The sequence below is a fragment of the Wenzhouxiangella sp. XN79A genome, from assembly GCF_012272825.1.
Classification (GTDB): domain Bacteria; phylum Pseudomonadota; class Gammaproteobacteria; order Xanthomonadales; family Wenzhouxiangellaceae.
Genome location: NZ_JAAWWS010000145.1, coordinates 85,989 through 112,715, shown reverse-complemented (window position 1 = coordinate 112,715; position 26,727 = coordinate 85,989). Strand labels below are relative to the sequence as shown.

Below are 26,727 nucleotides of genomic sequence, written 5' to 3'. Positions count from 1 at the left end.
TTTGCATCCATCGCGGCGATCGTGCGATTCTAAGTCATCCCCCCGCACGCGCCAATCGAGCGCCCCGAGCCGCACGATGGAGACTGCCACGCTGACGCTCGTGATCCTGGCGGCCGGACTGGCCAGCCAATGGCTGGCCTGGCGGCTGCGGCTGCCGGCGATCGTGGTCCTGATCGCCGCCGGCCTGGTACTCGGCCCGGCGCTGGGGATCGTCGAGTTCTCGATGACGGGCGACGAATTGACCAGCATGATCGGCCTGGGCGTGGCGATCATCCTGTTCGAAGGCGGCATGGACCTGAAGCTCGGCGAGTTCCGCCGGGTCGGCCACGGCATCGGCCGGCTGACCCTGATCGCACCGCCGATCGCGATGATTCTCGGGGCGCTCGCCGCGCACTACGTCGGCGGCATCAGCTGGCCGGTGGCCTGGGTGCTGGGCGCGATCCTGGTCGTGACCGGCCCGACCGTGATCGCGCCGCTGCTGCGCCAGGCTCGGCTGAACAACCGCAGCGCATCGCTGCTCAAGTGGGAAGGCATCGTCAACGACCCGGTCGGCGTGCTGCTGGCGGTGCTGGCGTTCCAGTACTTCACGGTCGAAGGCGAAACGCTGGCCGAAACCGCCTTCGCGCTGGGCTCGGCGCTGGTTGTCGCCGGCGGTCTCGGCGCAGCCGCCGGCTGGATCACCGGCCTGGCGTTCCAGCGCGGCTGGGTCCCCGAGCACCTCAAGCCGCCGCTGCTGATGGTCCTGGTGCTGGTGGTGTTCGAGGCCGGCAACGCCTACCAGTACGAGGCCGGCCTGCTGTCGGTCACGGTGATGGGGGTGGTGCTCGGCAACCTGCCGCTGGGCGAGCGGGCCGAGCTTCAGCGGTTCAAGGAAAACCTCACGATCATCCTGCTGTCGGTGCTGTTCATCGTCATTCCCAGCCAGCTGACCCTGGACTCGCTGGCGATGATCGATCTCCGCATCGTGCTGTTGCTGCTGGTGGTGCTGTTCGTGCTGCGACCCGTGACCATCCTGCTGAGCACGATCGGGGCGCCGATCCAGCGCAACGATCGCTGGCTGCTGGCATGGATTGCGCCGCGCGGGATCGTCGCGGCGGCCACCGCGGGCATCTTCGGGCCCGACCTGGTCGCCGCCGGCCACGCCGACGCCGAACTGCTGCTGCCGGTGGTGTTCGCGGTGATCCTCATCACCGTGCTGGCCCATGGGCTGACCCTCGGCTGGCTGGGGCAGAAGCTCGACCTGGCCGCGAAGCACGCCAACGGCCTGCTGATCGTCGGCGCATCGCGCTGGTCGGTGGCGCTGGCATCGACGCTGAAACAGCACGAGTACGAGGCAATGATCGTCGACGGGTCGTTCCGTCGACTGCGCGAAGCGCGGATGGAAGGCATCGAGACCTACTACGGCGAGATCCTGTCCGAACACGCCGAACTGGAGCTCGAGGACCAGCACCTCGGCCACCTGTTGTGCGCGACCGACAACGACTTCTACAACGCGCTGGTCTGCAAGGCGCTGGGCCACGAGTTCGGCCGCCACCGCACCTTCCAGCTGGCGACCCATGAAGACGGTGACCACGAATCGCGCCAGCTCAACGTCGAGCAGCGCGGCCAGATCGCGTTCGACGGCGAGGCGCGCTTCGAGACGCTGGTCGATCGCCTGGACGCCGGCTGGACGATCCAGACCACCCGACTGACCGATGAGTACGGTCTCGATGATTTCGTCGACCGGATGGGCGAACCGGTCGACGACTGGCTGCTGCTCGGCGCGCTGGGGCCCGACGGTCAGCTCCGGCTGTATTCCGACGAACAGGCCTTCGAGCCTTCGGCCGGCTGGACCGTGCTGTATTTCGCGCCCGACGATGACGCTGCACGCGCCGCCGACAGCAACCCGGAAGAGGACGGGCCGGCCGGGGACGACTGACCCGGATCAGCGCACCGCGTCGGCGGTTTCGTCCAGCGCGCGCGCCACCACTCGCGCCGTCACCCGCTCGCCGATCGACTCGGGCGTGTCCAGGCCGAGCCGGGCCAGCTCGGCCGAGTGGTCGCCCCGGCCACCGCGCAGAGCCTCGACCAGCACCCGCCACTTCGAACGCGACCGGGCCTTGACCCACTGCAGCGCGGGGATCAGGCGTTGTTCGACCTCGGTGAAATCGCTGCCGAACGGGTAGCTGGGCACCGCCCCCCGGGCGGTGCCGAACCGGCGTTCCAGGGCCTCCGGCAGGTTGGCGCGCCAGGCCTCCGGAATCCGCCAGGCGGGATCGAGCTTGCCGGCCCGCCGCGCCTGGTCGGCCAGTTCGTCCTGGAAGCGGGCATCGGTGATCGAGAGCATCGCCTGGATGCACTCCTCGTCCGTGCGGCCGCGCAGGTCGGCGATCCCGTATTCGGTGACGACCAGATCGCGCAGATGGCGCGGAATGGTCTGGTGAGGGTACTGCCAGACGATGTTCGAGGTGGTCTGCCCCTTGCGCTCGCGGGTCGCGCGCAGCATCAGCGCCGAGCGGCCGTCGTCCATCGCATGGGCCATGGCGACGAAGTTGTACTGACCGCCCACGCCCGACACCACCTGGTAGTCGGCCAGCCCGTCGGAGACCGCAGCGCCGGTCGCGGTCATCATCATGCAGGTGTTGACGAACCGGGCGTGCCGGCGCTGCTCGAGCTCCAGGGCCTCGCGGCCGCCGTAGAGCTGGTTGATGCGGCTCACACCATGCATCCGGAAGCGCTCGCGTTCGGCATCGTCGAGACCGGCCAGGAAATCGTAGAACGCGCGGCTGCCCAGGTAGAAGCCGCCGTCCATCAACGCGCCGCGGCCCGCGCCCTCGACGGCCATGCCGGCATTCGCACGGCGCATCACGGTCAGGTCGTCGAACACCTCGCGCTTCAGGATTCCGGCGCGATAGAGGTGCATGAACCCGTCCATGAACATCTCGCTGGCGCCGTACAGCCCGGCCTCGAACGGAGCGTCGTCGCCCAGCGCGGCCGAGCCCGACTTCGGCGCGGCATCGACCAGCGACCGGTAGTCGGCATTGCGCCGGTGGCGCAGGATCAACCAGTGAACCAGGGCATCGGACAGGCTGCCGATGCCGATCTGCAGCGTGCCGCCGTCGGCGATCAGCCGCGAGGCGTGGAAGCCGACCGCGTGGTCCTGGATCGAGACCGGGCCGCGCGGCAGCGCGAACAGGCGCTGATCGGGATCGTGCTCGATCAGGCGGTCGAAGAAGTCGGCATCGACCACCGCATCGCCGGGCAGGAACGGCAGCTCGGGGTGGACCTGGCCGATCGCGAACACCCGGTGGTCGGGGCGGTTGGCCAGTCGCGTCATCAGGTCCAGCGTCACGTCCGGGTTGCAGGCCAGGCTCAATCGTCCGTCGGGGGCCCGGGCGACCAGCTGCAGCACGACGTTCACGCCGCGGTCGACCAGATCGCGCGCCACGTGGGTGTAGTTCGACGAAATGTAGTGGCGCTGCAGGGCCGGCCTGGCCAGCGCCGCGCCCGACTGGAAGTAGAACTCGGTGACCCGGACATTGCCCGGCAGGCGGTCGGCGCGCGCGTCGGCCAGATAGGCCAGCCGCGGGTAGTCGGTGCCGAACAGCCGCTCGAGGATCGGCGCCATCAAGCGCGCCTCGAGCCAGTGCCCGGGCCGCGGCGGGTCCAGCGACAGGGCCGTGACGAACTCGAGGTCGATCGAGGCATCGGCACAGGCCCGGCGATAGATCGCGTTGACCAGCCGGTTCGGCTTGCCGAGGCCGAGCGGCAGACCGACCACCAGGCGCCGGCCGACGCGTTCGAGAATCTCCTCGACCTGCGCGTCGAGCAGCGGATCGATCGACGGTTCGGGGACCTGTGCTTGACTCGCCATGACGGAACGGAGACGGGGGGCCGGGCTCCGATTGTCCCAGACTGTCGTACCGCGCGGGGCTGCGCAGCGTACCCGGTGCATGCGGCCGGAGTCCTTGAGCTGGAATCGTCGGGGTAGAATCGACGCCCCGCCGTCCGGATCGATCCCGTGCGCCCCATCGAGCTGCTCCAGTCCCTCCATGTCCTGCTGGCCGCGTTCAGCGGGCTGGGCTTCGCGCTGCGCGGCTTCGTCCGCCGCGTGCTGGACCGGCCGCTGAATCATCCGGCGGTCCGGGTCGGGCCGCACCTGGTCGACACGCTGCTGCTGGCCTCCGGTGTGGGGCTCTGGCTGCACTTCCGCCATTCGCTGCCCGAGGCCGGCTGGCTGGGCCTGAAGCTGATCCTGCTGGTGGTCTACATCGGGCTGGGGATCGCGGCCTTCCGGATCGAACGACGCGAACGCGCGGTGCTGGTCTACCTGCTTGCGCTCGGCGTCTACGTTACGATCGTGGCACTGGCCGTGTACAAACCGTTCTGATGCCGCCGATCCGGAGACGCCCATGGACCGACCCCGACCCCGACCCTGCCCCGGCCTGCCGGCTCGGGCCGCGCTCATCGCGGTCCTGTTGGCCGCCGCCGTGCTTGCCGCCTGCGGCGGCCGCGAACCGGCGATGACCGAGACGCCGTCCGACCCGACGCCGCCGGCGAACCCGATCGAACGCGCCGCCGCCCTGGCGCGGGCCGACCTGGCCCGGCGACTCGGCGTGGCCGAGGCCCGCGTCGAGGTGCTCGAGCGGCGCGCGGTCACCTGGCCCAACGGGGCGATGGGCTGCCCGGAGCCGGGCATGATGTACACCCAGGCGCTGGTCCCCGGCGTCTGGATCCGGTTGTCGGTGGACGGTGAGGACCATCTCTATCATGGCCGCCGCGACGGCGAGCCGTTCCTCTGCCCGGCCGAACGCGCCGCGCCGCCGCCGGAGATCGATCCGCTGAGCTGAGCGACGGCCTACCAGTCGATCCGCGAGCCGTCCCAGGCCCTGAACCCGCCGCTGTCGCCCTCGTCGAGCCGGTCGATGACCGCAAGCAACTGGCGGCAGGTCCGGTCGACCGGGAACAGCTGCTCGTCGGGCACCCTGGCCTGGAACGGCTTCGACAGGCCGGTATCGGTGGTGCCCGGATGCAGCGCCACGACGATCGCGTTTCGGTTGCGCCGGCCCAGCTCGATCGCCGCGGTGCGCAGCAGCTGGTTCAGCGCCGCCTTCGAGGCGCGATAGGCATACCAGCCGCCGAGCCGGTTGTCGCCGATCGAACCGACCCGTGCCGACAGCGCCGCGACCACCACCCGTCCCCGCCGCGCCAGCAGCGGGCGGAAGACCTTCAGCATCAGGGCCGGGCCGATCGCGTTGACGGCGAATACGTGGTGCAGCGCCTCGGCGTCCAGGTCCTCGAGCTTCTTCTCCGGCGAAGCGACCGAATCGTGCAGCACGCCGGCGACGTTCAGCAGCAGGCGCAGCGGCAGATCCAGCGCCCGGACCCGCTCGGCAGCCGCCCGGATCGATGCCTCGTCGGCAACGTCCAGCGCGATCACGCTCAGGCGCGGATCGTCGATCGCGTTCAGCGCATCGGCCGCGTCCGGGTTCCGGCAGGTCGCGATCACCCGCTCGAACCGTCCGCCGTCGAGCAGCGCCTGAACGAATCCCGAGCCGATGCCGCGGCTGGCCCCCTGCACCAGCGCGGCGCCGTCGCCGGGAAACGAGCTCGTCGGTTCATCGCTCATCTGTCTTGCTCCGCTTCAGGATCGTCTGCATCTGCGTGGCGCCGAGTGAACTCGCCGGACCCGTTCGCGCGGAATCCGCCCGCCCGCAGTCGAGCCGATCGCGAGGATGGAATCCCGACCGTGGAAGACCGGCTCTGCCTGGCGAAGGCTGGCCGGTATCGGTTCGCCGGGGCGCGGCCGCTCCAGGCCCGCCTGTGCATGTGCGCTTATCCGAGTTCATCGGCATCCGTTTGCATTCATCCGTGGTTTCGGTTCACGGTCGGCAGGCTACCCGGGACTGCGCGAAGCGGCCGGCAACGGGGGCCGGGCGGGCATAATGCGCTCATGCCGGCTTCGAATCCCCCCGTTCACCTGGTCGACGCGAGCATCTACGTGTTCCGCGCCTGGTACTCGATGCCCGACGCGTTCAGCGATCCGTCGGGCCGGCCCACCAATGCCGTGTACGGCTTCGCCCGCTTCTTGTGCGAGTTTCTCGAGGAAACCGGCTCGCGCCACGTCGCGGTCGCCTTCGACGAGTCGCTGGCCTCGTCGTTCCGCAACGAACTCTACCCGGACTACAAGGCCAACCGCGATCCGGCGCCGCCGGAGCTGGAACAGCAGTTCGCCTGGTGCAAGGACCTGGCCCGCAGCCTGGGTCTGCCGGTCTACGTCGACGATCGCTTCGAGGCCGATGACCTGATCGCCACGCTGGCCGGCTGCTGGCGCGAACGCGGCCACCCGATCTGCGTGGTCACCGGCGACAAGGACCTGGCCCAGCTGGTGCTCGGCCCGCACGACGCGTGGTGGGATTTCGCGAGGCGCAACCGGCTGGATGCCGGCGGGGTCCACGAGCGCTTCGGCGTCCGGCCCGATCAGATCGCCGACTACCTGGCCCTGACCGGTGATGCGGTCGACAACATTCCCGGCGTGCCGGGCATCGGCCCGAAGACCGCCGCGGCCCTGCTCGGCCATTTCGGCACCCTCGAGGCGCTGTATGCACGGCTCGACGAGCTACAGTTCCTGACCCTGCGCGGTGCGAAGTCGCTGATCCCGCGGCTGCGCACGCACCAGGACACGGTTCGGCTGGCCCGGCAGCTGACCGGCCTGGATGCGGTCATCGAGCGGGTCGAGGCCGACCCGGCGGTCGAGCGGACTCGGCCCGACCCCGACGCGCTGGACGCGCTGCTCGACGGGCTCGGCTTCGGACAGACGCTCAGGCAGCGCCTGCACCGCCTTTCGCGCGGCGGCTGACGACGCTCAGCCCTCGCCGTCAGCGGCGTCTTCGCGGGCCCGTTGGGCTTCGTACTGCCGTTTCATCTGCTCGAGCATCTCCTGGCCGACGACCAGGTTCTGCGCCTCGTTGACCGCCGAGCGCAGCACCGCGACCGGTGGCAGCGGTCCACCGACCGGCTGACCCTGGGCGCTGACCTTGTCCCAATGGCTGGAAGCCAGCATCAGCAGGTCGTCGCCGACCAGCGTTCCGAAGGTCGGAATATCGAAACGCGGATCGGCAACGACCAGCGGTGCGACGCTCTCGACCCGCGTGCCGCTGGCGTCCAGGTCCAGCCGCAGCACCCGCTCCGGCGAAATCCCGTTCTGGATCGCGACCAGGCTGTTGTCCCAGCGGTACAGGCCGTCGATGCCGCCGAGATTCAGGGTGTCCGGCGCCGGCAGCGGCAGGCCGCGGCGCTCGCCGTCGGTCTGGAACACGAACAGGCCGAGCTCGTAGTCGGCGACGTAGAGCTTGGCGGCATCCGGCGACAGCGCGATGCCGCGGAAGCCGGTGAACACCGGATTGCCGAGAAACACCGAAGGCCGGGTCTCGCCCGGTGCCAGCCGATAGACGAACGGCGTCAGGTTGTCGGCGGCGTAGATCGTGCCGTCGTCGGCCAGCGCCATGGCACCGAGCAGGTGCGGCTTGCCGTCGGACAGCACCCGGAACTCGGCCTGCTTCTCGCCGCTGGCCAGGTCGAGCCGGATCAGCGAGGTCCGGCCGAAATTGGCCGAGGTCGCGCCGCGGTACTGGCTGGTGCTGCCGGTGGCCACCCACAGGTGCCCGCGTGCCGGGTCGGCAACCAGGTCGAACACCGCCATCAGTCCGTCGACGGTGTCCGGCGAGGCGAAGGTCTCGAACCCCTCGTCGTCCGGACCGCGGACCATGATCGCGCCATCGCGCACCGTGCCGACGAACAGCCGTTCGGAGGCCGGATCGAAGGCCAGCGCTTCGGGCATCGCGATTTCGCCGGGAATCTCCACGGCCAGTCGGGCGTTGCCGAAGGGCTGGCCGGCCTCGCCCATCAACTGGCTCAGGTGTCCGTACAGCGGGTAGGGCCGGATCGAATCCAGCCCGTCGACCGCGCTCCAGTCCTCGCTCAGGCCCTGCTGCTGCATCCTGAGCATCATGTTGAAGGCCTTGGACCGATCACCGATCCGGGCGTAGCCCTCGACGAGCTGGCGCATGAAGTCGGCGTTGTAGGGACGCAGCGAATGCAGCCGCTCCAGCGCCCGGACCCAGGCATCGTAGTCGTTTTCCTGGTAGGCCGAAGCGGCCTGGGTCAGCCAGCGGCCGAGCTCGACCTGGGAGCCGCCCGGCCCCATGTCCTTGAGCTCGGTCGGCGGGGTGGCGGTCGGGGCCAGCTGGGCCGGAACCGGGCCGGCGTTCAGCAGCAGCGCGGCCAGCACCAGCAGCGCCAGCGGGGTGCGGATTGCGATTCGTGGGTTCAACGGTCGTCCTCGTTGCGATGAATTCGAATGCGCCGCCTCGATGCACGGCGCGGACGGTGCTGCGACCATGCGCGTGCGACAATGTTCCCTCGATGGATCGAGAACCCGCCGATGGTCGACACCGCCGAAACCCTTCATTCCGGCCGCTACCTGCGCCTGTGCGAGCGCTCAGGGTGGGAGTTTGCCACGCGCGTCCACCCCACGGTCGTGGTCCTGATCGCCTGGACCGAGGCCGACGAACTGCTGCTGGTCGAGCAGTACCGTGAACCGGTTCGCCAGCGCTGTCTCGAACTGCCGGCCGGGCTGGTCGGCGACCGGCCCGGCGAGGCCGACGAGCCCGAACGCGAGGCCGCGGCCCGCGAACTCGAGGAAGAAACCGGCTACCGGGCCGGGCGGCTGGAACTGCTGATGCGCTGCCCGACCTCGGCAGGAATGACCGACGAGTGCGCGGTGTTCTTCCGCGCCTCCGGGCTCGAGCGGGTTTCCGACGGTGGCGGCGACGCCAGCGAGGACATCACGGTGCACCGGATCCCGCGCGCTGAAGTGCACGACTGGCTGCTCGATCGGGTCGAGGCCGGCGCGGCGGTCGACCCCAAGATCTGGTTCGCGCTGTACTGGTCCGGCCTGGCTCAGCCCAGCCCCTGAATCAGCGCGACGCCGAGTGCGGCCGCCCCGCCGGCAAGCAGGACCAGCCAGGTCAGCACCGTGCCGACCAGCCGGCCCATCGAGGTGCCCGCCGAGCGGTTCAGTCCCAGCGCGTGCAGCACGCGCCCGATGACCAGCAGCGCGCCGAGCGCGTGCACGACCGCACCGGCAACGCCCTGGAGCTCGAGCAGCGCGATCAGCAGCAGCGCCAGCGGGACGTATTCGGTGAAATTGGCCTGGGCGCGGACCGCCCGCTCCAGGGTGTTGATCGCCCCGGTCCCGATGCCGACCTGGTGCTTGCGGCGCAGCGCGACAACGCGCGCCGACAGGCCGAGAAGAATCAGGGCCGAAAGCCCGGCGTAGAACAGTGTGATGGTCGGCGTCATGGGCATCCGCCTGTTTCGATGTGCGCGCAAGTGTACGCCGGTTGCCGGAACGAAACGTTGTCGATCGTGTCGGCGCAGCGCTTGACGACCCGGACCGCTGGTCGTCGAGCCAGGCCCGGAGGAGTCCGGACGACCGCGATGGCCGTGTTCTACACTTGCGTCACGCGAATTCGTTGCGCTCAGGAGACTGCCCATGCCCGCTGCATTCTTGACCACCCCCCGACCGCCGCGCCGACCGTGTGCGCCGTTGCTCGCCCCGGCCCTTGCGCTGCTGATGTCGATGCTGGTCCCCGGATCCGGCGCAGCGGCCGACGCGGCGCCGGCCGGCGATGCACCCGCAGCGAGTCCTGTGGCCATTGCCATCCACGGCGGCGCCGGAACGATCTCGCGCGAAGCGATGACGCCCGAGCGAGAAGCGCGGATCCGCGCCGCGCTGACCGAGGCCGCCCGGGCCGGTCATGCGGTACTGCGCGAAGGCGGCACGGCGCTGGACGCGGTCACCGCCGCGATCACCCTGCTGGAGGATGCGCCGGAGTTCAACGCCGGACGCGGCGCCGTCCTGACCAGCGAGGGGCGGGTCGAGATGGACGCCTCGCTGATGACCGGCCACGACCTCGAGGCCGGTGCGGTGGCCGGCGTGCGCGGCATCCGCCATCCGATCCTGGCCGCGCGGGCCGTGCTCGAAGACTCGCCGCACGTGATGCTGGTCGGTCGCGGGGCGGAAGACTGGGCCCGGCGCGCCGGGCTGGAGTTCAAGGACGACGACTGGTTCATCACCCCGTTCCGCAGCGAGCAGCTCGAGCGGCTGCGATCGGCCGAGGCCGGCGCCGCGCGGCAGGACGAAGCGCCGTGGTACTCGACGGTCGGCGCGGTCGCCCTCGATGCGCACGGCAACCTGGCGGCCGGAACGTCGACCGGCGGCATGAGCAACAAGCGGTTCGGCCGGGTCGGCGACTCACCGATCATCGGTGCCGGGACCTACGCCGACAACGCCAGCTGCGCGGTATCGGCCACCGGCCACGGCGAGTTCTTCATTCGCCATGTCGTTGCCTACCGGATCTGCGCCGGCATGACGCTGGCCGGCCAGGGCCTGGCCGAGAGTGCAGACGCCGTCGTCAACGGGCTGCTGACCGAGGTCGGTGGCGACGGTGGAGTGATCGCACTCGATGCGCGGGGCCGGATCGCGATGCCGTTCAACACGCCGGGCATGTACCGGGCCCGGATCGGCGTCGACGGCAGGCTCGACGTCGCGATCTACGGCGACGAGTGAGCGCAGCATGCTGACCGACTCGCTGTGCTTCGACTGTCCGTGGTGCGGCGAGGCCAATCACGTGGAACAGGAGCCCGGCGACGCCGCCCAGTGGCTGGTGCAGGATTGCGCGGTGTGCTGCCGGCCGATCGAACTGAAGCTGCCCTCGGAGCTGGACCCGGAACTGCGGGTCCAGCAGGAAGGCGGCGGGTGAAGCCGGCCTTCCGTTCGCTGACCATGGCCGCGGTCCTCGTGGCCGGGTCCGCGAGCTGGGCACAGGCGCCCGACGAAACCATCGACGAGGCGCTGGAGCGCTGCCAGCGGATCGAACACGGCCAGCCGGACGAAGCGCTGGCGTTGGCCCGCTCGCTGCTGGCGCGCGACGAGCTGGCCGACGACCCGGTCCGGCGTGCTCGCGCGCTGGGCTGTCGCGGCTGGGCCGAAGCCCAGGCCGGCGACACCGCTGCGGCCCTGGCCACCACCGACGCCCTGCGCAGCCAGCTCGAGCAGATCGAGGCGGTGGAAGACCGCGTGCCGCTGCTGCGCCGGGTGGCCGGATTGCTGCAGCGCGCCGACCGCACACAGGCCTCGATCGAGGTGCTGTCCGAGGCCCTGGCGCTGGCCCAGGGGCCGGGCCTGGACGACGAACGGATCAGCCTGCAGATCAACCTCGCGATCGCCCACTCGGAGTCGCGCAACCACGACACCGCGATCGGACACTACCAGCGCGCCCTGAGCGCACTCGACGCCCGCCCCGGCGACCCGCGCAGGATGCCGGTGCTCTACAACCTCGGCCTGACCCTGCGCGGCGCCGACCGCCTCGACGAGGCCCGGGCGACCCTGCTGGAATTGATCGAGCCGCTTTCGGCACCGGGCCTGGAGATCCGTCTGGCCTCGCTGTACTCGGCGCTCGGCTCGATCGAACGCGCGCGCGGCGAGCTCGCCGCAGCCGAAGACCACATCGCGCGCTCGGCCGCCCTGCACGCCGATCTCGACAATCCGGCCGAACACAGCGCGATGCTGACCGAGCGCGCCAGCATCGCGCTGGAGCGCGGCCAACTCGACCAGGCACTGACCCACGCCCGCGCAGCGCTGGCCGAAGCCGAGCGGGCCGAATTCGTCTCCAGCATCCGCGGAGCGCTGGCCATCCTGGCCCGCGTGCTGGCCGCCCGGGGCGCCTATCCGCAGGCCTACGGGATCCAGCAGCGCTATAGCGAAGTCAGCGACGACTACTGGCGCGACCGCCTGGAGACGCGGCTGGAGGAAGCGGAAGCCCGCTTCGGCAATGAACGCCAGGCGCGCGAACTGGCCGAACTCCGGCAGGCGCGCCAGGAACAGGATTTCGCGCTGCGCCGCCAGCAGCTTCGCCAGTGGGTGCTCTACGGCGTGGCCGCAGCGATCGTGCTGGTCGGGCTCGGCGCGTTCTTCGGTCAACGCCGACACACCCATCGGCTGCGCCGGCTCAGCCGCACGGACCCGCTGACCGACCTGGCCAACCGGCGCCAGGCGACCGAGTGGCTGGACACGATGCCCGAGAGCACCGAGTCCGGCTGGTCGGTGATCTGGCTGCTCGACCTCGATCACTTCAAACGGATCAACGATAACCACGGTCACGATGTCGGCGACCAGGCGCTGGTCGAACTGGCCATGATGCTGCAGCGCTTCGGCGACAACCACGGCGTGCGCACCGCGCGCTGGGGCGGCGAGGAGTTCGTCCTGGCCGGTCCCGTCGACCATGCCGGATCGGCGCGCCGGATCGCCGAAACGCTGCGCCGGGCGGTCGCGAAACTGGACCTGCGCGACCGCACCGGGCGCATCGTCGAGTTGACCGCGAGCATCGGCTACGCGCCGCTGGCCGGCCTCAACCGCCACTCCGGCCAGAGTCGCTGGGAGCCGGCCCTGCAGGTCGCCGACCAGCTGCTGTACCGGGCCAAGCAGGCCGGCCGCAATCGCAGCTACGGCATCTGGCCGGTCGAGGGCCGCGCGCCGATCCAGGTCCACGAGCTCGGCGCCGCGGTCCGCAGCGGCCAGTGCCGGCTGCTGGAAGGGTCGGACTCGGCCGACTGAGGCGGGGGGGGCGGCGCCTTCGGGCGCCGTCGGGAATCAGGAGACCGCGCGCTCGATCGACGCCTCGGCGGTCGGCGCCTCGAAGCCCAGGTTGCGGCACAGGCGCTCGGTCGGCGCGGCCCGGTTGAGGGTGTAGAAGTGGATGCCCGGCGCGCCGGCATCGAGCAGACGTCGGCACAGGTCGGTGATCACGTCCTCGCCGAAGGCGCGCAGCGAGGCGAGGTCGTCGGCCTCTTCCCAGGCCTTGATCCGCTTGCCGATCCACTTCGGGAGATCGGCGCCGCACATCTTCGAGAAGCGCTTGAGCCGGGCATGGTTGGTGATCGGCATGATGCCCGGGGTGATCGGCACGTCGATGCCGAGTCGGGCGCAGTCGTCCATGAATCGCTCCCAGGCCCCGAAACTGAAGAAATACTGAGTGATCGCGCCGTCCGCGCCGGCCTCGACCTTGTCCCGGAAATGGGCCAGGTCGGTCGCCGGCGTCTTCGACTCCGGGTGGGCTTCCGGATAGCAGGCCACCTCGATGTGGAAGGCGCGGCCGTAGTGCTCACGAACGAACCGGACCAGGTCGACGGCGTGCTCGAACACGCCGCTGCCACCGCCCGACGGGCGATCGCCGCGCAGCACCACCAGCCGATCGACGCCGGCCTCGCGGTAGGCGTCGAGCAGTTCGCGAATCCCGTCGGTGTCTTCCGACATGCAGGAAATGTGCGGCGCGGCCGGAATGGCCGTCTCGCGCTGGATGTTCAGCACCGTGTCCCGGGTCCGGGCCCGGGTCGATCCGCCGGCACCGAAGGTCACCGACATGTAGGCCGGCTTCAGCGCGGCCAGTCGGTCGCGCGTGCGGCAGAAGGTGGCGAGCTGGTCGTCGTTCTTCGGCGGAAAGAATTCGAAGCTGAGCTGCGCTGCGTGGGTCATCGGGGGCTCCCTGCTCGAGCGTTGCATCGTGCACCGGGACCGGTGCGAGGGATGCCCGGGGCCGGCGGCCGGCCCCGGGACGAACGATCCGCGATCAGTAGCGGTAGTGCTCCGGCTTGAACGGCCCTTCGACCGTCACGCCGATGTACTCGGCCTGCTTGTCGGTCAGTTCCGTCAGCCGGGCGCCGACCCGCTCGAGGTGGAGCCTGGCCACCTTTTCGTCGAGGTGCTTCGGCAGCACGTAGACCTTGTTCTCGTAGCGTTCCGGGTACTTGAACAGCTCGATCTGGGCCAGCGTCTGGTTGGTGAAGGAGTTCGACATCACGAAGCTCGGATGACCGGTCGCGCAGCCCAGGTTGACCAGCCGACCCTCGGCCAGCAGCGTGATCCGCTTGCCGTCCGGAAAGGTGATCTGGTCGACCTGCGGCTTGATGTTGTCCCACTCGTACTGGCGCAGACCGGCCACGTCGATCTCGTTGTCGAAATGACCGATGTTGCAGACGATGGCCTGGTCCTTCATCCGCTCCATGTGGTCGTGACGGATGACGTTGTAGTTGCCGGTCGCGGTCACCACGATATCGGCCTGTTCCAGCACGCCCTCGTCTTCGAGGTTGACGACGCGGTAACCTTCCATCGCCGCCTGCAGCGCGCAGATCGGATCGATTTCGGTCACCCAGACGTTGGCCGACAGGGCGCGCAGCGACTGGGCCGAGCCCTTGCCGACATCGCCGTAGCCGCAGACGATCGCGATCTTGCCGGCGACCATCACGTCGGTGGCGCGCTTGATCGCGTCGACCAGCGACTCGCGACAGCCGTACAGGTTGTCGAACTTGCTCTTGGTGACCGAGTCGTTGACGTTGATCGCCGGAAACTTCAGCATGCCTTCCTTCTGCATGCGGTACAGGCGGTTGACGCCGGTGGTGGTTTCCTCGGTCACGCCCTTGATGCTGTTGAGCGCCGCGGTGTACCAGCCCGGGTTGGTGCCCAGGCGCTTGCGGATCGCATTGAACAGCGCGGTCTCTTCCTCGCCGTCGGGGTTGTCGAGCACCGACGCGTCGGCCTCGGCCTTGGCGCCGAGCTCGAGCAGCAGCGTGGCGTCACCGCCGTCGTCGAGGATCATGTTGGCGGTCTCGCCGTCCGGCCACTGGAAGATCCGGTGGGTCATCTCCCAGTACTCTTCCAGCGTTTCGCCCTTGAAGGCGAACACCGGCACGCCGCGCTCGGCCATTGCCGCCGCGGCATGGTCCTGCGTCGAGTAGATGTTGCAAGACGCCCAGCGGACGTCGGCGCCGAGGTCGATCAGGGTCTCGATCAGGACCGCGGTCTGGATCGTCATGTGCAGCGACCCGGCGATGCGCGCACCGGCCAGCGGCTTGTCGGCCGCGTACTCGGCGCGGGTCTGCATCAGGCCCGGCATTTCGGTTTCGGCGATCGTGATTTCCTTGCGGCCGAACGCGGCCTGGGAAAGGTCGGCGACCACGTAATCGTGCTCGGTGGAGGCGATGTCCGAATCGAACAGCACGCCCTTGCGAACGTCTTCTGGCTTGGCACTCATTGGGTACAACCTCTGATGTGATCTGTCGTGAGTTTTCGATGGATCCTGCGTTCGGGCCGGCCCGGCCGGCCGCTCGACTCCTTCCCGTGACTCGGCAGGCGCGTTACAGGCCGGCCGCTTCGCGCAGCGCTTCGGCCCGGTCGGTCTTCTCCCAGCTGAAGGCGGTGAACGTTTCCTCGGTCGGCTGGCCGTTGCGCTTCACGCTGGCCGTGACCTGCTCCGGCGGGCGACCGAAGTGACCGTGCGTAGCGGTCCGGCGATACATCGGATGCAGCAGGTCGAGCATCTGCAGGATGCCGTACGGGCGCAGGTCGAAATGTTCGCGCACCAGCGCCTCGATCTTCTCTTCCGGAATCGCGCTGGTGCCGAAGGTGGTCACCGAGATCGAGGTCGGTTCGGCCACCCCGATCGCGTAACTGACCTGGATCTCGCACTTGCCGGCCAGCCCGGCGGCCACGATGTTCTTGGCCACGTAGCGCGCGGCGTAGGCCGCCGAGCGGTCGACCTTCGACGGATCCTTGCCGGAGAAGGCCCCGCCGCCGTGACGGGCCATGCCGCCATAGGTGTCGACGATGATCTTGCGCCCGGTCAGGCCGGCGTCGCCGACCGGTCCGCCGATGACGAACTTGCCGGTCGGATTGATGTGGAACAGGGTGCCGTCGTGCAGCCACTCGGCGGGCAGCACCGGCTCGATGATGTGCTTGCGAACACCGGCGCGGATCTCCTCCAGCGACACGCCGTCATCGTGCTGGGTCGACAGCACGACCGCGTCGATCGAGACCGGCTTGCCGTCGCGGTAGCGCAGGGAGACCTGGCTCTTGGCGTCCGGACGCAGCCACGGCAGCGGGTTGTCGCCGCTCTTGCGCAGTTCGGTCTGGCGCTCGACCAGCCGGTGCGCGTAGTAGATCGGGGCCGGCATCAGCGCGTCGGTCTCGTCGGAGGCGTAGCCGAACATCAGGCCCTGGTCGCCGGCACCCTGTTCTTCCGGGGCTTCGCGGTCGACGCCCTGGGCGATGTCCGGCGACTGCTTGCCGATCATGTTGATGACCGAGCAGGTCGCACCGTCGAAGCCGACCTCGGACGAGTCGTAGCCGACATCGACGACCACCTGCCGGATCAGGTCCTCGAGATCGATCCATGCGGTCGTCGAGATTTCGCCGCCGACGATCACCGCACCGGTCTTGATGAAGGTTTCACAAGCCACCCGCGCATTCGGGTCCTCGCTCAGGATCGCGTCGAGCACGGCATCGGAAATCTGGTCGGCCATCTTGTCCGGATGCCCTTCGGACACGGACTCGGAAGTGAAGAGGTACTCGCTCATCGGGTGGTTATCTCTTGATCGGGATAGAAAGATAAGTAGTCTACCGCATCCGGCACGTGATTGCATCCCGGGCGCGCTGCCGGGGCGCTATGCTGGGTGCCGGATTCCGAGCGGAGCCTGCATGGTCGAGCCCGAGCGATTGCTGGACCCGGGTCTGGTGGCGGCCCTGTTCCATCTCGTTCTTGCGCCGGCCACCGGCGTGCACGCGCTGCTGTTCAAGCGCGACGCGCGCGCCGCCTTCGGCTGGATCGCGCTGTGCGTGCTGCTGCCGATCGCCGGGCCGATCGTGTACCTGCTGCTGGGCGTCAACCGGATCCGGCGGCGCGCAGCGAAGCTCGAATGGCCGGCGCTGAAGGTCGGCCACGAGCGCGGACGGCCGAGCCGGCACGACGCGGTCACCTCCGACCGGCTGCTCCAGCCGCTGCGCGAGCTGGCCACGATCGGCGAGAAGCTCAGTCGCCATCCCCTGGTGTTCGGACACCGCGTCGAGCCCCTGGTCAACGGCGACGAGGCCTACCCGCGGATGCTCGACGACATCGATGGCGCGGTGCGCTCGGTGTTCCTGTCGAGCTACATCTTCGACGGCGACGGGGTCGGCGCGGCGTTCGTCGACCGGCTGGCGGCGGCCCGCGAGCGCGGCGTCGACGTCCGGGTCATCGTCGACGGGGTCGGCGAGTTCTACGGCCGGCCGCGGATCGGCCGGGCGCTCCAGCGGGCCGGCATTCCGTTCGCTCGCTTCCTGCCGCCGCGGCTGATCCCGCCGCAGCTGTCGCTGAATCTGCGCAACCACCACAAGATCCTCGCCGTCGACGGGCACACGGCCTACACCGGCGGCATGAACATCGGCGCGCGCCACCGGGTAAGCGACGCCGGACGGCTCGCGCGCGCGGCCGACCTGCAGTTCCGGATCGCCGGACCGGTGGCCGCGCAGCTCGAGGCCGAATTCCTGCGGACCTGGACCTTCTGCACTCGCGACGAGTCCCGGCCCCCGGCGCTGTGTCCGCTGGAGCAGGGCAGCGGGGCCGCGCGGGTCATTACCGACGGCCCCGACGAGGACCTCGACCAGCTGACCCTGCTGCTGTCCTCGGCGATCGCCGCGGCGCGTCGACGGATCGACATCATGACGCCGTACTTCCTGCCGCCGCGCGAGCTGATCGCCGCGCTGCAGGCCGCCGCGCTGCGCGGCATCGAGGTCCGGCTGGTGCTGCCGGCGGAGAACAACCTGCCGTTCGTGCACTGGGCGAACCGCAACATGCTCTGGGAGCTGCTGTTCCACAACATCGAAGTGGTCTACCAGGCCCCGCCGTTCGCCCACACCAAGCTGCTGCTGATCGACGATGCCTACGTCCAGATCGGCTCGACCAACTGGGATTGCCGCTCGCTGCGGCTGAACTTCGAGCTGCAGGTCGAGCTGTTCGACGAGCGACTCGCCGGTCGCCTGCGCGAGCATTTCGAAACCGCCCGCCGTGCCGGCCGGCCGGTGACGCTGGAGGAAGTCGACGGTCGCAGCCTGCCGGTCCGCCTGCGCGACGCCTGCTGCTGGCTGTTCTCGCCCTACCTGTGACGCGCGCGGCCGAACGCGCTGTGCTGTAATGGCCATCTTCCCTTCGACAAGGACCATCCCATGACCCTGCTGGTACTCGGCCTGATCCTGTTTCTCGGCATCCACTCGATCTCGATCGTCGCGCGCCCGACCCGCGATCGCCTCGCCGCCCGCCTCGGCGAGTGGCCGTACAAGGGGCTGTATTCGATCGTCGCCGCGATCGGACTGGTCCTGATCGTGATCGGATACGGCCAGGCGCGGCTGACCCCGACCGTGCTCTACAGTCCGCCGGAGTGGCTGCGCCACCTGAACATGCTGCTGATGCTGATCGTCTTCCCGGGCCTGCTGGCGGCCTACCTGCCGGGCCGGATCGGCGATGCGCTGAAGCATCCGATGCTGATCGCGGTCAAGGCCTGGGCGCTGTCGCACCTGCTGGTCAACGGAACCCTGGCCGACGTATTGCTGTTCGGCGGCTTCCTGGCCTGGGCCGTGGCCGACCGCATCTCGATGAACCACCGCCCGGCCGGCGGCAGTGCGCTGGCACTGCCCCGGACGAAATTCAACGATGCGATCGTGGTGGTCGGCGGACTGGCGCTGTACCTGGCGTTCGCGTTCTGGCTGCACCCGGCCTGGATCGGCGTGCCGGTGATGGGCGGCTGAGCCGGGTCAGCGGCGCAGCAGCCGCTGCCAGAACGACCCGCCCGGCCGACCGGGTGGGGTCTCGGGGCGAGCCTCGGGCGCGCACTCGCGTTCGGGGATCGAGCTCATGACCAGGTCCTCGATCAGCGCCGGCGTGAAGCGGTCGGGGTCGAAGCGCTGCAGACCGTGGCGCTCGAGCACCCGCTCGATCGGCCGTTCCAGCGACACGAACTTCATCGCCAGCCCGTCGAAGCGACGGCGCGGCAGCGGGCGGCGGGTGAGACGGCGAACGTCGCTGTGGCGGGCGTCGCGACAGATCCGGGCATACAGCGCGTCGACCCGGTCGGCCGGCCCCTCCAGGTACTGGAAGAAGCGTCCGTCGGCGAAATGCAGAACGCCGCTGATGCCGTGGCGGCAATTGTTCCGGCGCGAATCGACCAGGATGCGCTGCACCTCGGCGTGCACGCCCAGCGACCGCTCGGCGCACTTGAACGCCGCGGTCGAACAATAGCTCAGGCCGATCAGGTCACTTCCGTTGTGCATCACGCATACATATAAAACAGCTCCGGGCCGAATGCTAGCCTGCCGGCCTGCACACGGTGTCAACAGCTGTGCACGTCGGTCCGATCCCACCCGTCTACGCACCCGGTTTGGTAGTATTCCGCCGTTATGCGATACCTCGTCTCCCTGGCCCTGTTGCTGGCCCTGCTCTGGCTGGGCATTTCCGGCGTGTACAAGCCGCTGCTGTTCCTGCTCGGCGGGACCTCGGTGCTGTTCGTCGTCTGGATGTCGCGCAGGATGGACGTGGTCGGCGTCGAACACAACCCCGTGCTGTATTCCTGGCGCCTGCCGATCTACTGGGGCTGGCTGGTCTGGGAGATCGTCAAGGCCAATGTCGCCGTCGCCCGGGCCGCGCTGTGGCCGGACCGTCACCTCAGGCCGCAGGTGGTCCGGGTGCCGGTTCGACTGGCCACCCCGGTGGCCAAGGTGACCTACGCCAACTCCATCACCCTGACGCCCGGCACCGTCACACTGCTGCTGGAGCCCGATTTCATCGAGGCCCATGCGCTGCTCGAGTCCACCGCCCGCGACCTGGAATCCGGCGAAATGGAGCGGCGCATCGCGTGGCTGGAGAACCGGCCTTGAACACCGTGCTGGTGGTGACCGCGCTGGCGATCTTCGCCACGATGGCGCTGGCGCTGGTCCGCGCCCTCAAGGGCCCGACCGTCTACGACCGGATCGTCGCGGTCAACGTGTTCGGCACCAAGACCGTGCTGATCGTCGCGCTGATCACGGCGATCAGCGGCAATGACGACCTGATCGACGTCGCCCTGGTCTACGCCCTGATCAACTTCATTGCCGTGGTCGCGGTGCTCAAGCTGGTCCGGATGCGCGACCTCGGTGCCGCCGGCGAAGGAGACATCACCGATGGTTGAGACCGTGCTGTTCTGGCTGTCGGCCGCCTGCCTGCTGACCGGCGGGGCGTTCGGCGTGCTCGGCGGGATCGGCCTGATCCGCTTCCCGGACTTCTACAGCCGCCTGCACGCGGCCGGCATCACCGATACCCTGTGCGCGCTGCTGATCATCGTCGGCCTGCTGATCCAGGCCGGACTGGCCCTGATCAGCATCAAGCTGCTGCTGATCCTGCTGTTCCTGCTGTTCACCGCGCCCACCGCGAGTCACGCCCTGGCGCGGGCCGCGATGGTCGACCGTTCACCGCCCGAGGTTACCGGCGACCCCGTGCCAGGAGAGCCGTCATCGAAGTCCTGATCGACATCGCCCTGCTGTCGTTCCTGGTCGTGGTCGCCGTGGCGGTGGTCGCGTCCCGCGACCTGTTCTCGGCCGCCATGCTGTTCGCGATCTATTCGCTGCTGTCGGCCGCGCTGTTCGTCGTGCTCGACGCCGGCGACGTCGCGCTGACCGAGGCCGCGGTCGGGGCCGGTATCTCGACCATTCTGGTGCTGGCGGTACTGGCCCTGGCCAAGCGCTACGAACACCCGGTCAAGGCCCTGAACCTGCCGGCCCTGGCCGTGGTCACGGTCACCGGCGCCTGCCTGTTCTGGGCGGTGTCCGATCTGCCGGACTTCGGCGCCGCCGACAACCCGGTCCAGACCCACGTCGCGCCGTACTACGTCAACGAGACGTACAACGACATGGGCATCCCGAACATGGTCGCCGCGGTGCTGGCCAGCTACCGCTCGATCGATACCTTCGGTGAGGTCATCGTGATCTTCACCGCGGGCCTGGGCGTATTCGCGCTGTTGTCGGTGCCACCGAAGCGGCGACGCCGCCGCTCCCGGGAGGACGACCAGTGAGGAGCAACGGCATCCTGCGCATCGTCGCGCGCTTCCTGATCCCGCTGATCATGCTGTTCGCGCTGTATGTGCAGTTCCACGGCGAGTACTCGCCGGGCGGTGGTTTCCAGGCCGGCGTGATCTTTGCCTCGGCGTGGATCCTGTTCGTACTGATCTACGGCCTCGAGGCCGGCCTGGCGGTGATTCCCGAGCGCACGATGTTCGTGCTCAGCGCCTGCGGCGCGCTGCTGTACGCGTTCATCGGACTGCTCGGCGTCGCGCTCGGCGGCCGCTTCCTCGACTTCTCGGTGCTGCTCGACGACCCGCAGAGCGCGCAGCAGGCCGGCATCATCCTGGTCGAGCTCGGGGTCGGGATCACCGTGGCCACGGTGGTCATGCTGATCTTCACGATGTTCGTCAAGCGCCGCGCCGAGCTCGACCGCGACGACCACCGGGAGGGCCTCGACTGATGGATCTGCTGGGCCACTACAACTACTACGTCGTCGTCGTGCTGATGATGATCGGCTTCTACGCCGTGATCGCGCGCGGCAACATGGCCAAGAAGATCATGGGGCTGAACCTGTTCCAGACCTCGGCCTTCATCCTGTTCATCTCGGCCGGCAAGATCCTCGGCGGCGCCACGCCGATCCTGCGCGACGGCGTCGAGGTCTACTCCAACCCGCTTCCGCACGTGCTGATCCTGACCGCGATCGTGGTCGGCGTCGCCACCACGGCGGTGGGCCTGGCGCTGGCCGTCCGGATCAACGAAGCCTACGGAAGCATCGAGGACGACCTGCTGACCGAGGTCGAGGACGCCGACGAGGACGACGAGGGGACCGCATGACCGTGCTCGAATGGCTGCCGTTCAGCGTGCTCGTGCCGCTGATTGCCGCACCGGTCTGCGCGCTGCTGCCGGGGCGCGTCCTGCCGTGGTCGCTGGCCTTGCTGGCGGTGGCTGCCTCGGCCGTGATCACCGCCTTCGTGCTGCCGGCGGCGATGGACGAGCCGCTGCGCTACTCGTTCGGCAACTGGCCGCCGCCGATCGGCATCGAATACCGGGTCGACAGCGTCAATGCCTTGCTGGCGCTGCTGATCGCGTGGATGGGCGTGATCATCCTGCCGTGGGCCCGACTGAGCGTGAACCGCGAAGTGCCGGAGCGCCAGGGCCCGTTCTACGCGCTGTTCCTGCTGGCCCTGGCCGGCCTGATGGGCATCGTGCTGACCGGCGACGCGTTCAACGTGTTCGTGTTCCTCGAGATCTCCTCGCTGTCGACCTACGCGCTGATCGCCCACGGCCGAAAGCGCGCCGCGCTGCTGTCGTCGTTCCGCTACCTGATCATGGGCACGCTGGGCGCGACCTTCTATCTGATCGGCGTGGGCCTGCTCTACATCATGACCGGCACGCTGAACATGGCCGACCTGGCCGAGCGCGTGCCCGAGGTCGCCGAGACCAACGCGATCCGCGCTGCGTTCGCCTTCATCGTCATCGGCCTGGGCCTGAAGCTGGCGCTGTTCCCGCTGCACCGCTGGCTGCCGGGTGCCTACACCAACGCGCCGTCGGCGGTGACCGTGTTCCTGGCCGCCACTGCAACCAAGGTCGCGGTCTACGTCCTGCTGCGCATGGTGTTCACGGTGTTCGGACTCGAGTTCGCGCTGACCATGCCCTACCAGACCGTGTTCTTCACGCTCGGCATCATCGGCATCCTGTTCGCATCGATCTCGGCCATCGACCAGCCGAATCTCAAGCGCATGCTGGCCTACTCGAGCGTGGCCCAGATCGGCTACATCGCGCTGGCGATCAGCCTGGTTTCCGTCGAAGGCCTGGCCGCCGGCCTGGTCCACATCTTCAACCATGCACTGATGAAGGGCGCGCTGTTCATGGCCGCCGGCGCGATCATCTACCGGATCGGCACGGACCGGATGAGCGACATCGCCGGTCTCGCCCGCAGCATGCCGTGGACGATGCTGGCCTTCGTGCTGGCCGGCCTGTCGATGATCGGCGTGCCGCTGACCGCCGGCTTCATCAGCAAGTGGGCACTGATCCAGGCCGCGATCCTGCAGGGCAACTGGCTGGCCGTGGTGGTCGTGCTGGTCGGCTCGCTGCTGGCCGTGCTCTACATCGGCCGGGTCGCCGAGGCCGCCTACCTGAAACCGGCGCCGGAGCGCGCCGAACCGGTCCGTGAAGCCCCGCTCGGACTGCTGCTCCCGATGTACGTACTGATCGCGGCCAACTTCTGGTTCGGCATCGACACCCGATTGACCCTGGATGTCGCCACTCACGGCGCCGAGATCCTGGTCGGAGGCGCGCCGTGAGCCCCGAGTCGATCATCGTCCTGCTGATCGTGGTGCCGTTGATCGGCGCGCTGCTGATCGCGCTGGTCGGCCGCTGGCCGAACCTGCGCGAGGCCGTCACCCTGACCACCGCGGTCACCCTGTTCGCCATCGCGACCCAGTTGATCGACCCGGTCGTCAACGGCGCCGGGGCCTCGCTGACCGTCGCCGAGCCGCTGCCGGGCCTGAAGATCGCCTTCGACGTCGAGCCGCTGGGCCTGGTCTTCGCGCTGCTGGCCAGCCTGTTGTGGATCGTGACCTCGGTCTATGCGATCGGCTACATGCGCGGTGCCAACGAGCCGCGCCAGACGCCGTTCTTCGCCTTCTTCGCCGTCGCCATCTCCGGCGCGATGGGCGTGGCGACTGCCGGCAACCTGCTGACGCTGTTCATCTTCTACGAAGTACTGACGCTGTCGACCTGGCCGCTGGTCACCCACAAGCAGAACGACGCCGCGCGGGCCGGCGGCCGCACCTACATGGGCGTGCTGCTGACCACGTCGATCGGTTTCCTGCTGCCGGCGATCGTCTGGACCTGGGTCGTCGCCGGGACCACCGACTTCACCCAGGGCGGCATCCTGCTCGGCAACATCGGACCGACCGCGGCGGCGGTCCTGCTGACGATGTTCGTGCTCGGCACCGGCAAGGCGGCGGTGATGCCGATGCACCGCTGGCTGCCGGCCGCGATGGTCGCACCGACGCCGGTCTCGGCCCTGCTCCACGCGGTGGCCGTGGTCAAGGCCGGCGTGTTCACGATCACCAAGGTCGTGATCTACATCTTCGGACTGGATTTCCTGGCGGCCGTGCCGCTGGAGAAGTACCTGATGTACCTGGCCGGCTTCACCATCGTCGCGGCCTCGATCGTTGCGCTGAAGCAGGTCGAGATCAAGAAGATGCTGGCCTACTCGACGATCAGCCAGCTGAGCTACATCGTGCTGGCCGCGCTGGTACTGGCGCCGTTTGCCGAAATCGGCGCGGCCGTCCACATCGTCGCGCACGCCTTCGGCAAGATCACGCTGTTCTTCTGTGCCGGCGCGATCTACATCGCATCGAGCAAGACCCGGATCGACCAGCTGCGCGGGATCGGCTGGCGGATGCCGTGGACCATGGCGGCCTTCACCGTCGGTGCGCTGTCGATGATCGGCGTGCCGCCGACGGCCGGCTTCGTATCGAAGTGGTACATCATCGCCGGGGCCTTCCAGGTCGAGAGCTTCTTCGTGCTGGCGGTCATGGGCGCATCGACGGCGCTGAACGCGGCGTATTTCCTGCCGATCGTGTTCCGCGCCTTCTTCCGGGCCGAGGACTCCGCGCCGGCGCGCGACCATGGCGAGGCGCCGTGGCCGATGGTCGCCGCACTGGCCCTGACGGCGACGCTGACCATCCTGTTCTTCGTCTTCAACGGCCCGGTCGTGGACATCGAGTCCCGCATTCTCGAGGTGCCGAAATGAGCGAGCAGCGCGAGCGCCGACCCGCCGACGCCGACCACTGGCTGGTACGGCCGAAGACGATCCGCATCCTGTGGTGGGTGTTCGGTGCCATCCTGGCCCTGACCGTCATCGGCCAGGTCTTCGTCCACGTGCACGGCTACTTCGGAATCGACGAGTGGATCGGTTTCAACGCGATCTACGGCTTCCTGACCTGCGTGGCCATGGTCGTCTTCGCCAAGCTGCTGGGCTTCGTGCTGAAGCGGCCGGTGGACTACTACGACGTCGAGCCCCGACTGTCGCCGAACCCGAGCGAGGCGCACGACGATGCTTGAGTTCGTCCTGCCGCCGGCGTTCCTGATGATGTTCGGAGCCGTGCTGCTGGCGCTGAGCCGCCCGGCCCTGCGCCCGCTGATCGCCCTGGCCACGCCGCTTGTCACGCTGTACTTCATCTGGCAGGTCGGCGACGGCGTCCAGCAGACGGTGACCTTCCTCGGCTACGAGGTCCAGCTGGTCGAGGGCAGCAACCTGCGGCGGTTGTTCGCGACGGTGTTCGCGCTGATGGCCTTCGGCGGCGCGCTGTTCGCGTTCCGCCAATCGAAATGGTGGGAGCTTTCCGCGGCCCTGCTGTACGCCGCCGGCGCGATCGGAGTCAGCTTCGCCGGCGACCTGATCGTCATGTTCCTGTTCTGGGAGCTGATGGCGCTGTTCTCGACCGTCGTGGTCTGGTGCGGCGGCACCGAGCGAGCCCGCGCGGCCGGCATCCGCTACGCGATCATCCACCTGCTCGGCGGGCTGATCCTGAAGATCGGGATCGAGGGCCTGATGATCCAGACCGGCTCGATCGAGATCCGGGCGCTGACCCTGGACGACTTCAACACCTGGATGATCTTCATCGGCGTGCTGATCAACGCCGCCGCGCCGCCGGTCAGCGCCTGGCTGGCCGACGCCTACCCGGAATCCAGCCCGATGGGCGGGGTCTTCCTGTCGGCGTTCACGACCAAGACCGCGGTGCTGTCGCTGATCCTGCTGTTCCCGGGCCAGCCGCTACTGATCTGGATCGGCCTGTACATGGTGTTCTACGGCATCATCTACGCGCTGCTGGAAAACGACATGCGGCGCATCCTGAGCTACTCGATCGTCAACCAGGTCGGCTTCATGGTCGTCGGGGTGGGCATCGGCACCGAGCTGGCGCTGAACGGCGCGGCCGCCCACGCCTTCACCCACATCATCTACAAGGCGCTGCTGTTCATGAGCGCCGGTGCGGTGCTGTACCGGACCGGCGAAAGCAAGTGCTCGAACCTGGGCGGGCTGTTCCGCACCATGCCGCTGACCGCGACCTGCGGCATCATCGGCGCGCTGGCGATCTCGTCGTTCCCGTTCACCTCGGGCTTCATCTCCAAGTCGATGATTTCCTCGAGCGCGGCCGGCGAACAGCTGGCGCTGGTCTGGTTCCTGCTGGTTGCCGCGTCGGCCGGGGTCTTCCTGCACGCCGGCATCAAGTTCCCGTGGTTCGTGTTCTTCCAGAAGGACTCCGGCCTGCGGCCGAAGGAAGCGCCGTGGAACATGCGGCTTGCGATGATCCTGTTCGCTGTCGCCTGCATCGGCCTGGGCGTGTTCCCGAACCTGCTCTACGGCCTGCTGCCCTACCCGGTCGACTATGTGCCGTACACCGCCGATCACGTCATCACCCAGCTGCAGCTGCTGCTGTTCGCCGGCCTGGCCTTCTTCGTCCTGCTGCCGTTGATGAAGCGGACCGACACCGTCAGCCTCGACGTCGACTGGCTGTGGCGGCGGGGCCTGCCGTGGGTGATGGAGCGCAGCGACCGAGCGATCACCGGCCTCAGAAACCTCACTACCGGCCTGGCCGGCACGGTCGGTCGGCTGCTGTACGACCTGATGCGCGAGAAGCCGTACCGCTACTTCTCCAGCCGCAGCCCGATGGGCCAGACCGCGATCTGGATGGCGGTGCTGCTGGCCGTGGTGGTGCTGCTGGCAATGACCTGATGCGGTCCGGCGTCGGCGGCCGGACATCGGCTCGGCGGTC

General features: G+C 68.8%; 28 protein-coding genes. 20 read left to right on the top strand and 8 right to left on the bottom strand.

Going from position 1 to position 26,727, the window contains the following annotated elements; genetic code table 11:
• Positions 1-76 precede the first annotated feature (76 nt).
• Positions 77-1,918, top strand: coding sequence for a sodium:proton antiporter (locus HFP89_RS07265; RefSeq protein WP_168716978.1), 1,842 nt, complete (start codon positions 77-79; stop codon positions 1,916-1,918).
• 6 nt (positions 1,919-1,924) lie between these two features.
• On the opposite strand, the gene HFP89_RS07260 is transcribed toward HFP89_RS07265, so the two are convergent.
• Complete coding sequence (locus HFP89_RS07260; protein WP_168716977.1) at positions 1,925-3,853, bottom strand: acetyl-CoA hydrolase/transferase C-terminal domain-containing protein; 1,929 nt, start codon at positions 3,851-3,853, stop codon at positions 1,925-1,927.
• 147 nt (positions 3,854-4,000) lie between these two features.
• Here HFP89_RS07260 and HFP89_RS07255 point away from each other — a divergent pair, with 147 nt between their 5' ends.
• On the top strand, positions 4,001-4,369 hold the full coding sequence (locus HFP89_RS07255; RefSeq protein ID WP_168716976.1) for a SirB2 family protein: 369 nt from the start codon (positions 4,001-4,003) through the stop codon (positions 4,367-4,369).
• A gap of 22 nt (positions 4,370-4,391) precedes the next feature.
• Positions 4,392-4,829 carry a hypothetical protein gene (locus HFP89_RS07250; RefSeq protein ID WP_168716975.1) on the top strand — a complete coding sequence of 146 codons (438 nt, stop codon included), beginning with the start codon at positions 4,392-4,394 and terminating at the stop codon, positions 4,827-4,829.
• Between the two features lie 8 nt (positions 4,830-4,837).
• On the opposite strand, the gene HFP89_RS07245 is transcribed toward HFP89_RS07250, so the two are convergent.
• Positions 4,838-5,608: an SDR family oxidoreductase gene (locus HFP89_RS07245; protein WP_168716974.1), complete on the bottom strand. Its 771-nt coding sequence runs from the start codon at positions 5,606-5,608 to the stop codon at positions 4,838-4,840.
• A 324-nt stretch (positions 5,609-5,932) separates the two neighbouring features.
• Here HFP89_RS07245 and HFP89_RS07240 point away from each other — a divergent pair, with 324 nt between their 5' ends.
• Positions 5,933-6,838, top strand: coding sequence for a 5'-3' exonuclease H3TH domain-containing protein (locus HFP89_RS07240; protein ID WP_168716973.1), 906 nt, complete (start codon positions 5,933-5,935; stop codon positions 6,836-6,838).
• Between the two features lie 6 nt (positions 6,839-6,844).
• Here HFP89_RS07240 and HFP89_RS07235 read toward each other — a convergent pair whose 3' ends face one another.
• Positions 6,845-8,311, bottom strand: coding sequence for a hypothetical protein (locus HFP89_RS07235; RefSeq protein ID WP_168716972.1), 1,467 nt, complete (start codon positions 8,309-8,311; stop codon positions 6,845-6,847).
• A gap of 111 nt (positions 8,312-8,422) precedes the next feature.
• Between HFP89_RS07235 and HFP89_RS07230 the strand changes: the two genes are divergently transcribed.
• Positions 8,423-8,956, top strand: a complete 534-nt coding sequence (locus tag HFP89_RS07230; protein WP_168716971.1) for an NUDIX hydrolase — start codon at positions 8,423-8,425, stop codon at positions 8,954-8,956.
• Here the strand turns inward: HFP89_RS07230 and HFP89_RS07225 are convergent.
• A complete protein-coding gene (locus HFP89_RS07225) occupies positions 8,941-9,342 on the bottom strand; it encodes an MAPEG family protein (protein WP_168716970.1) in 402 nt (133 codons plus the stop codon). The two genes, HFP89_RS07230 and HFP89_RS07225, sit on opposite strands and share 16 nt — an antisense overlap.
• A gap of 193 nt (positions 9,343-9,535) precedes the next feature.
• Here HFP89_RS07225 and HFP89_RS07220 point away from each other — a divergent pair, with 193 nt between their 5' ends.
• Genes HFP89_RS07220 through HFP89_RS07210 form a run of 3 tightly spaced genes read left to right on the top strand, consistent with a single transcriptional unit; the run spans position 9,536 to position 12,658 of the window.
• Complete coding sequence (locus HFP89_RS07220; RefSeq protein ID WP_240956165.1) at positions 9,536-10,612, top strand: isoaspartyl peptidase/L-asparaginase; 1,077 nt, start codon at positions 9,536-9,538, stop codon at positions 10,610-10,612.
• 7 nt (positions 10,613-10,619) lie between these two features.
• On the top strand, positions 10,620-10,805 hold the full coding sequence (locus HFP89_RS07215; protein WP_168716969.1) for a CPXCG motif-containing cysteine-rich protein: 186 nt from the start codon (positions 10,620-10,622) through the stop codon (positions 10,803-10,805).
• Complete coding sequence (locus tag HFP89_RS07210; RefSeq protein ID WP_168716968.1) at positions 10,802-12,658, top strand: diguanylate cyclase; 1,857 nt, start codon at positions 10,802-10,804, stop codon at positions 12,656-12,658. Before HFP89_RS07215 ends, HFP89_RS07210 begins: the two co-directional genes overlap by 4 nt.
• Positions 12,659-12,694: 36 nt before the next feature.
• Here HFP89_RS07210 and metF read toward each other — a convergent pair whose 3' ends face one another.
• The 3 genes from metF to metK form a co-directional block, all read right to left on the bottom strand.
• Positions 12,695-13,576: a methylenetetrahydrofolate reductase [NAD(P)H] gene (gene metF, locus HFP89_RS07205; RefSeq protein WP_168716967.1), complete on the bottom strand. Its 882-nt coding sequence runs from the start codon at positions 13,574-13,576 to the stop codon at positions 12,695-12,697.
• A 94-nt stretch (positions 13,577-13,670) separates the two neighbouring features.
• Entirely contained in the window at positions 13,671-15,140 is a 1,470-nt protein-coding gene (gene ahcY / locus HFP89_RS07200; RefSeq protein WP_346775203.1) for an adenosylhomocysteinase, read from the bottom strand.
• Between the two features lie 94 nt (positions 15,141-15,234).
• Positions 15,235-16,452 (bottom strand): methionine adenosyltransferase, encoded by a 1,218-nt coding sequence (gene metK / locus HFP89_RS07195; RefSeq protein ID WP_168716965.1) that lies wholly within the window; start codon positions 16,450-16,452, stop codon positions 15,235-15,237.
• 121 nt (positions 16,453-16,573) lie between these two features.
• Between metK and HFP89_RS07190 the strand changes: the two genes are divergently transcribed.
• Both HFP89_RS07190 and HFP89_RS07185 read left to right on the top strand, forming a co-directional pair.
• Positions 16,574-18,016 carry a phospholipase D-like domain-containing protein gene (locus tag HFP89_RS07190; RefSeq protein ID WP_168716964.1) on the top strand — a complete coding sequence of 481 codons (1,443 nt, stop codon included), beginning with the start codon at positions 16,574-16,576 and terminating at the stop codon, positions 18,014-18,016.
• A 60-nt stretch (positions 18,017-18,076) separates the two neighbouring features.
• Complete coding sequence (locus HFP89_RS07185; RefSeq protein WP_168716963.1) at positions 18,077-18,655, top strand: NnrU family protein; 579 nt, start codon at positions 18,077-18,079, stop codon at positions 18,653-18,655.
• A gap of 6 nt (positions 18,656-18,661) precedes the next feature.
• On the opposite strand, the gene HFP89_RS07180 is transcribed toward HFP89_RS07185, so the two are convergent.
• Positions 18,662-19,177 (bottom strand): BLUF domain-containing protein, encoded by a 516-nt coding sequence (locus HFP89_RS07180; RefSeq protein WP_168716962.1) that lies wholly within the window; start codon positions 19,175-19,177, stop codon positions 18,662-18,664.
• 126 nt (positions 19,178-19,303) lie between these two features.
• Between HFP89_RS07180 and HFP89_RS07175 the strand changes: the two genes are divergently transcribed.
• From HFP89_RS07175 to HFP89_RS07130, 10 genes are read left to right on the top strand one after another with little or no spacing between them, the layout of a single operon-like run.
• Complete coding sequence (locus tag HFP89_RS07175; RefSeq protein ID WP_168716961.1) at positions 19,304-19,780, top strand: Na+/H+ antiporter subunit E; 477 nt, start codon at positions 19,304-19,306, stop codon at positions 19,778-19,780.
• A gap of 5 nt (positions 19,781-19,785) precedes the next feature.
• Positions 19,786-20,070 carry a monovalent cation/H+ antiporter complex subunit F gene (locus HFP89_RS07170; protein ID WP_346775211.1) on the top strand — a complete coding sequence of 95 codons (285 nt, stop codon included), beginning with the start codon at positions 19,786-19,788 and terminating at the stop codon, positions 20,068-20,070.
• Positions 20,063-20,404, top strand: a complete 342-nt coding sequence (gene mnhG / locus HFP89_RS07165; protein ID WP_168716960.1) for a monovalent cation/H(+) antiporter subunit G — start codon at positions 20,063-20,065, stop codon at positions 20,402-20,404. Before HFP89_RS07170 ends, mnhG begins: the two co-directional genes overlap by 8 nt.
• 29 nt (positions 20,405-20,433) lie before the next feature.
• A complete protein-coding gene (locus HFP89_RS07160; RefSeq protein ID WP_346775201.1) occupies positions 20,434-20,949 on the top strand; it encodes a DUF4040 domain-containing protein in 516 nt (171 codons plus the stop codon).
• Positions 20,946-21,398: a Na(+)/H(+) antiporter subunit B gene (locus HFP89_RS07155; RefSeq protein ID WP_168716959.1), complete on the top strand. Its 453-nt coding sequence runs from the start codon at positions 20,946-20,948 to the stop codon at positions 21,396-21,398. The genes HFP89_RS07160 and HFP89_RS07155 overlap by 4 nt, the downstream gene beginning before the upstream one ends.
• Positions 21,398-21,772 (top strand): cation:proton antiporter subunit C, encoded by a 375-nt coding sequence (locus HFP89_RS07150; protein WP_206212254.1) that lies wholly within the window; start codon positions 21,398-21,400, stop codon positions 21,770-21,772. Before HFP89_RS07155 ends, HFP89_RS07150 begins: the two co-directional genes overlap by 1 nt.
• Positions 21,769-23,241, top strand: coding sequence for a monovalent cation/H+ antiporter subunit D family protein (locus HFP89_RS07145; protein WP_168716958.1), 1,473 nt, complete (start codon positions 21,769-21,771; stop codon positions 23,239-23,241). Before HFP89_RS07150 ends, HFP89_RS07145 begins: the two co-directional genes overlap by 4 nt.
• Positions 23,238-24,704, top strand: a complete 1,467-nt coding sequence (locus tag HFP89_RS07140) for a monovalent cation/H+ antiporter subunit D family protein (RefSeq protein WP_168716957.1) — start codon at positions 23,238-23,240, stop codon at positions 24,702-24,704. The genes HFP89_RS07145 and HFP89_RS07140 overlap by 4 nt, the downstream gene beginning before the upstream one ends.
• Positions 24,701-25,015 carry a hypothetical protein gene (locus HFP89_RS07135; protein WP_168716956.1) on the top strand — a complete coding sequence of 105 codons (315 nt, stop codon included), beginning with the start codon at positions 24,701-24,703 and terminating at the stop codon, positions 25,013-25,015. The genes HFP89_RS07140 and HFP89_RS07135 overlap by 4 nt, the downstream gene beginning before the upstream one ends.
• Positions 25,008-26,687, top strand: a complete 1,680-nt coding sequence (locus HFP89_RS07130) for a Na(+)/H(+) antiporter subunit D (protein ID WP_168716955.1) — start codon at positions 25,008-25,010, stop codon at positions 26,685-26,687. The genes HFP89_RS07135 and HFP89_RS07130 overlap by 8 nt, the downstream gene beginning before the upstream one ends.
• The last annotated feature ends 40 nt before the right edge of the window (positions 26,688-26,727 follow it).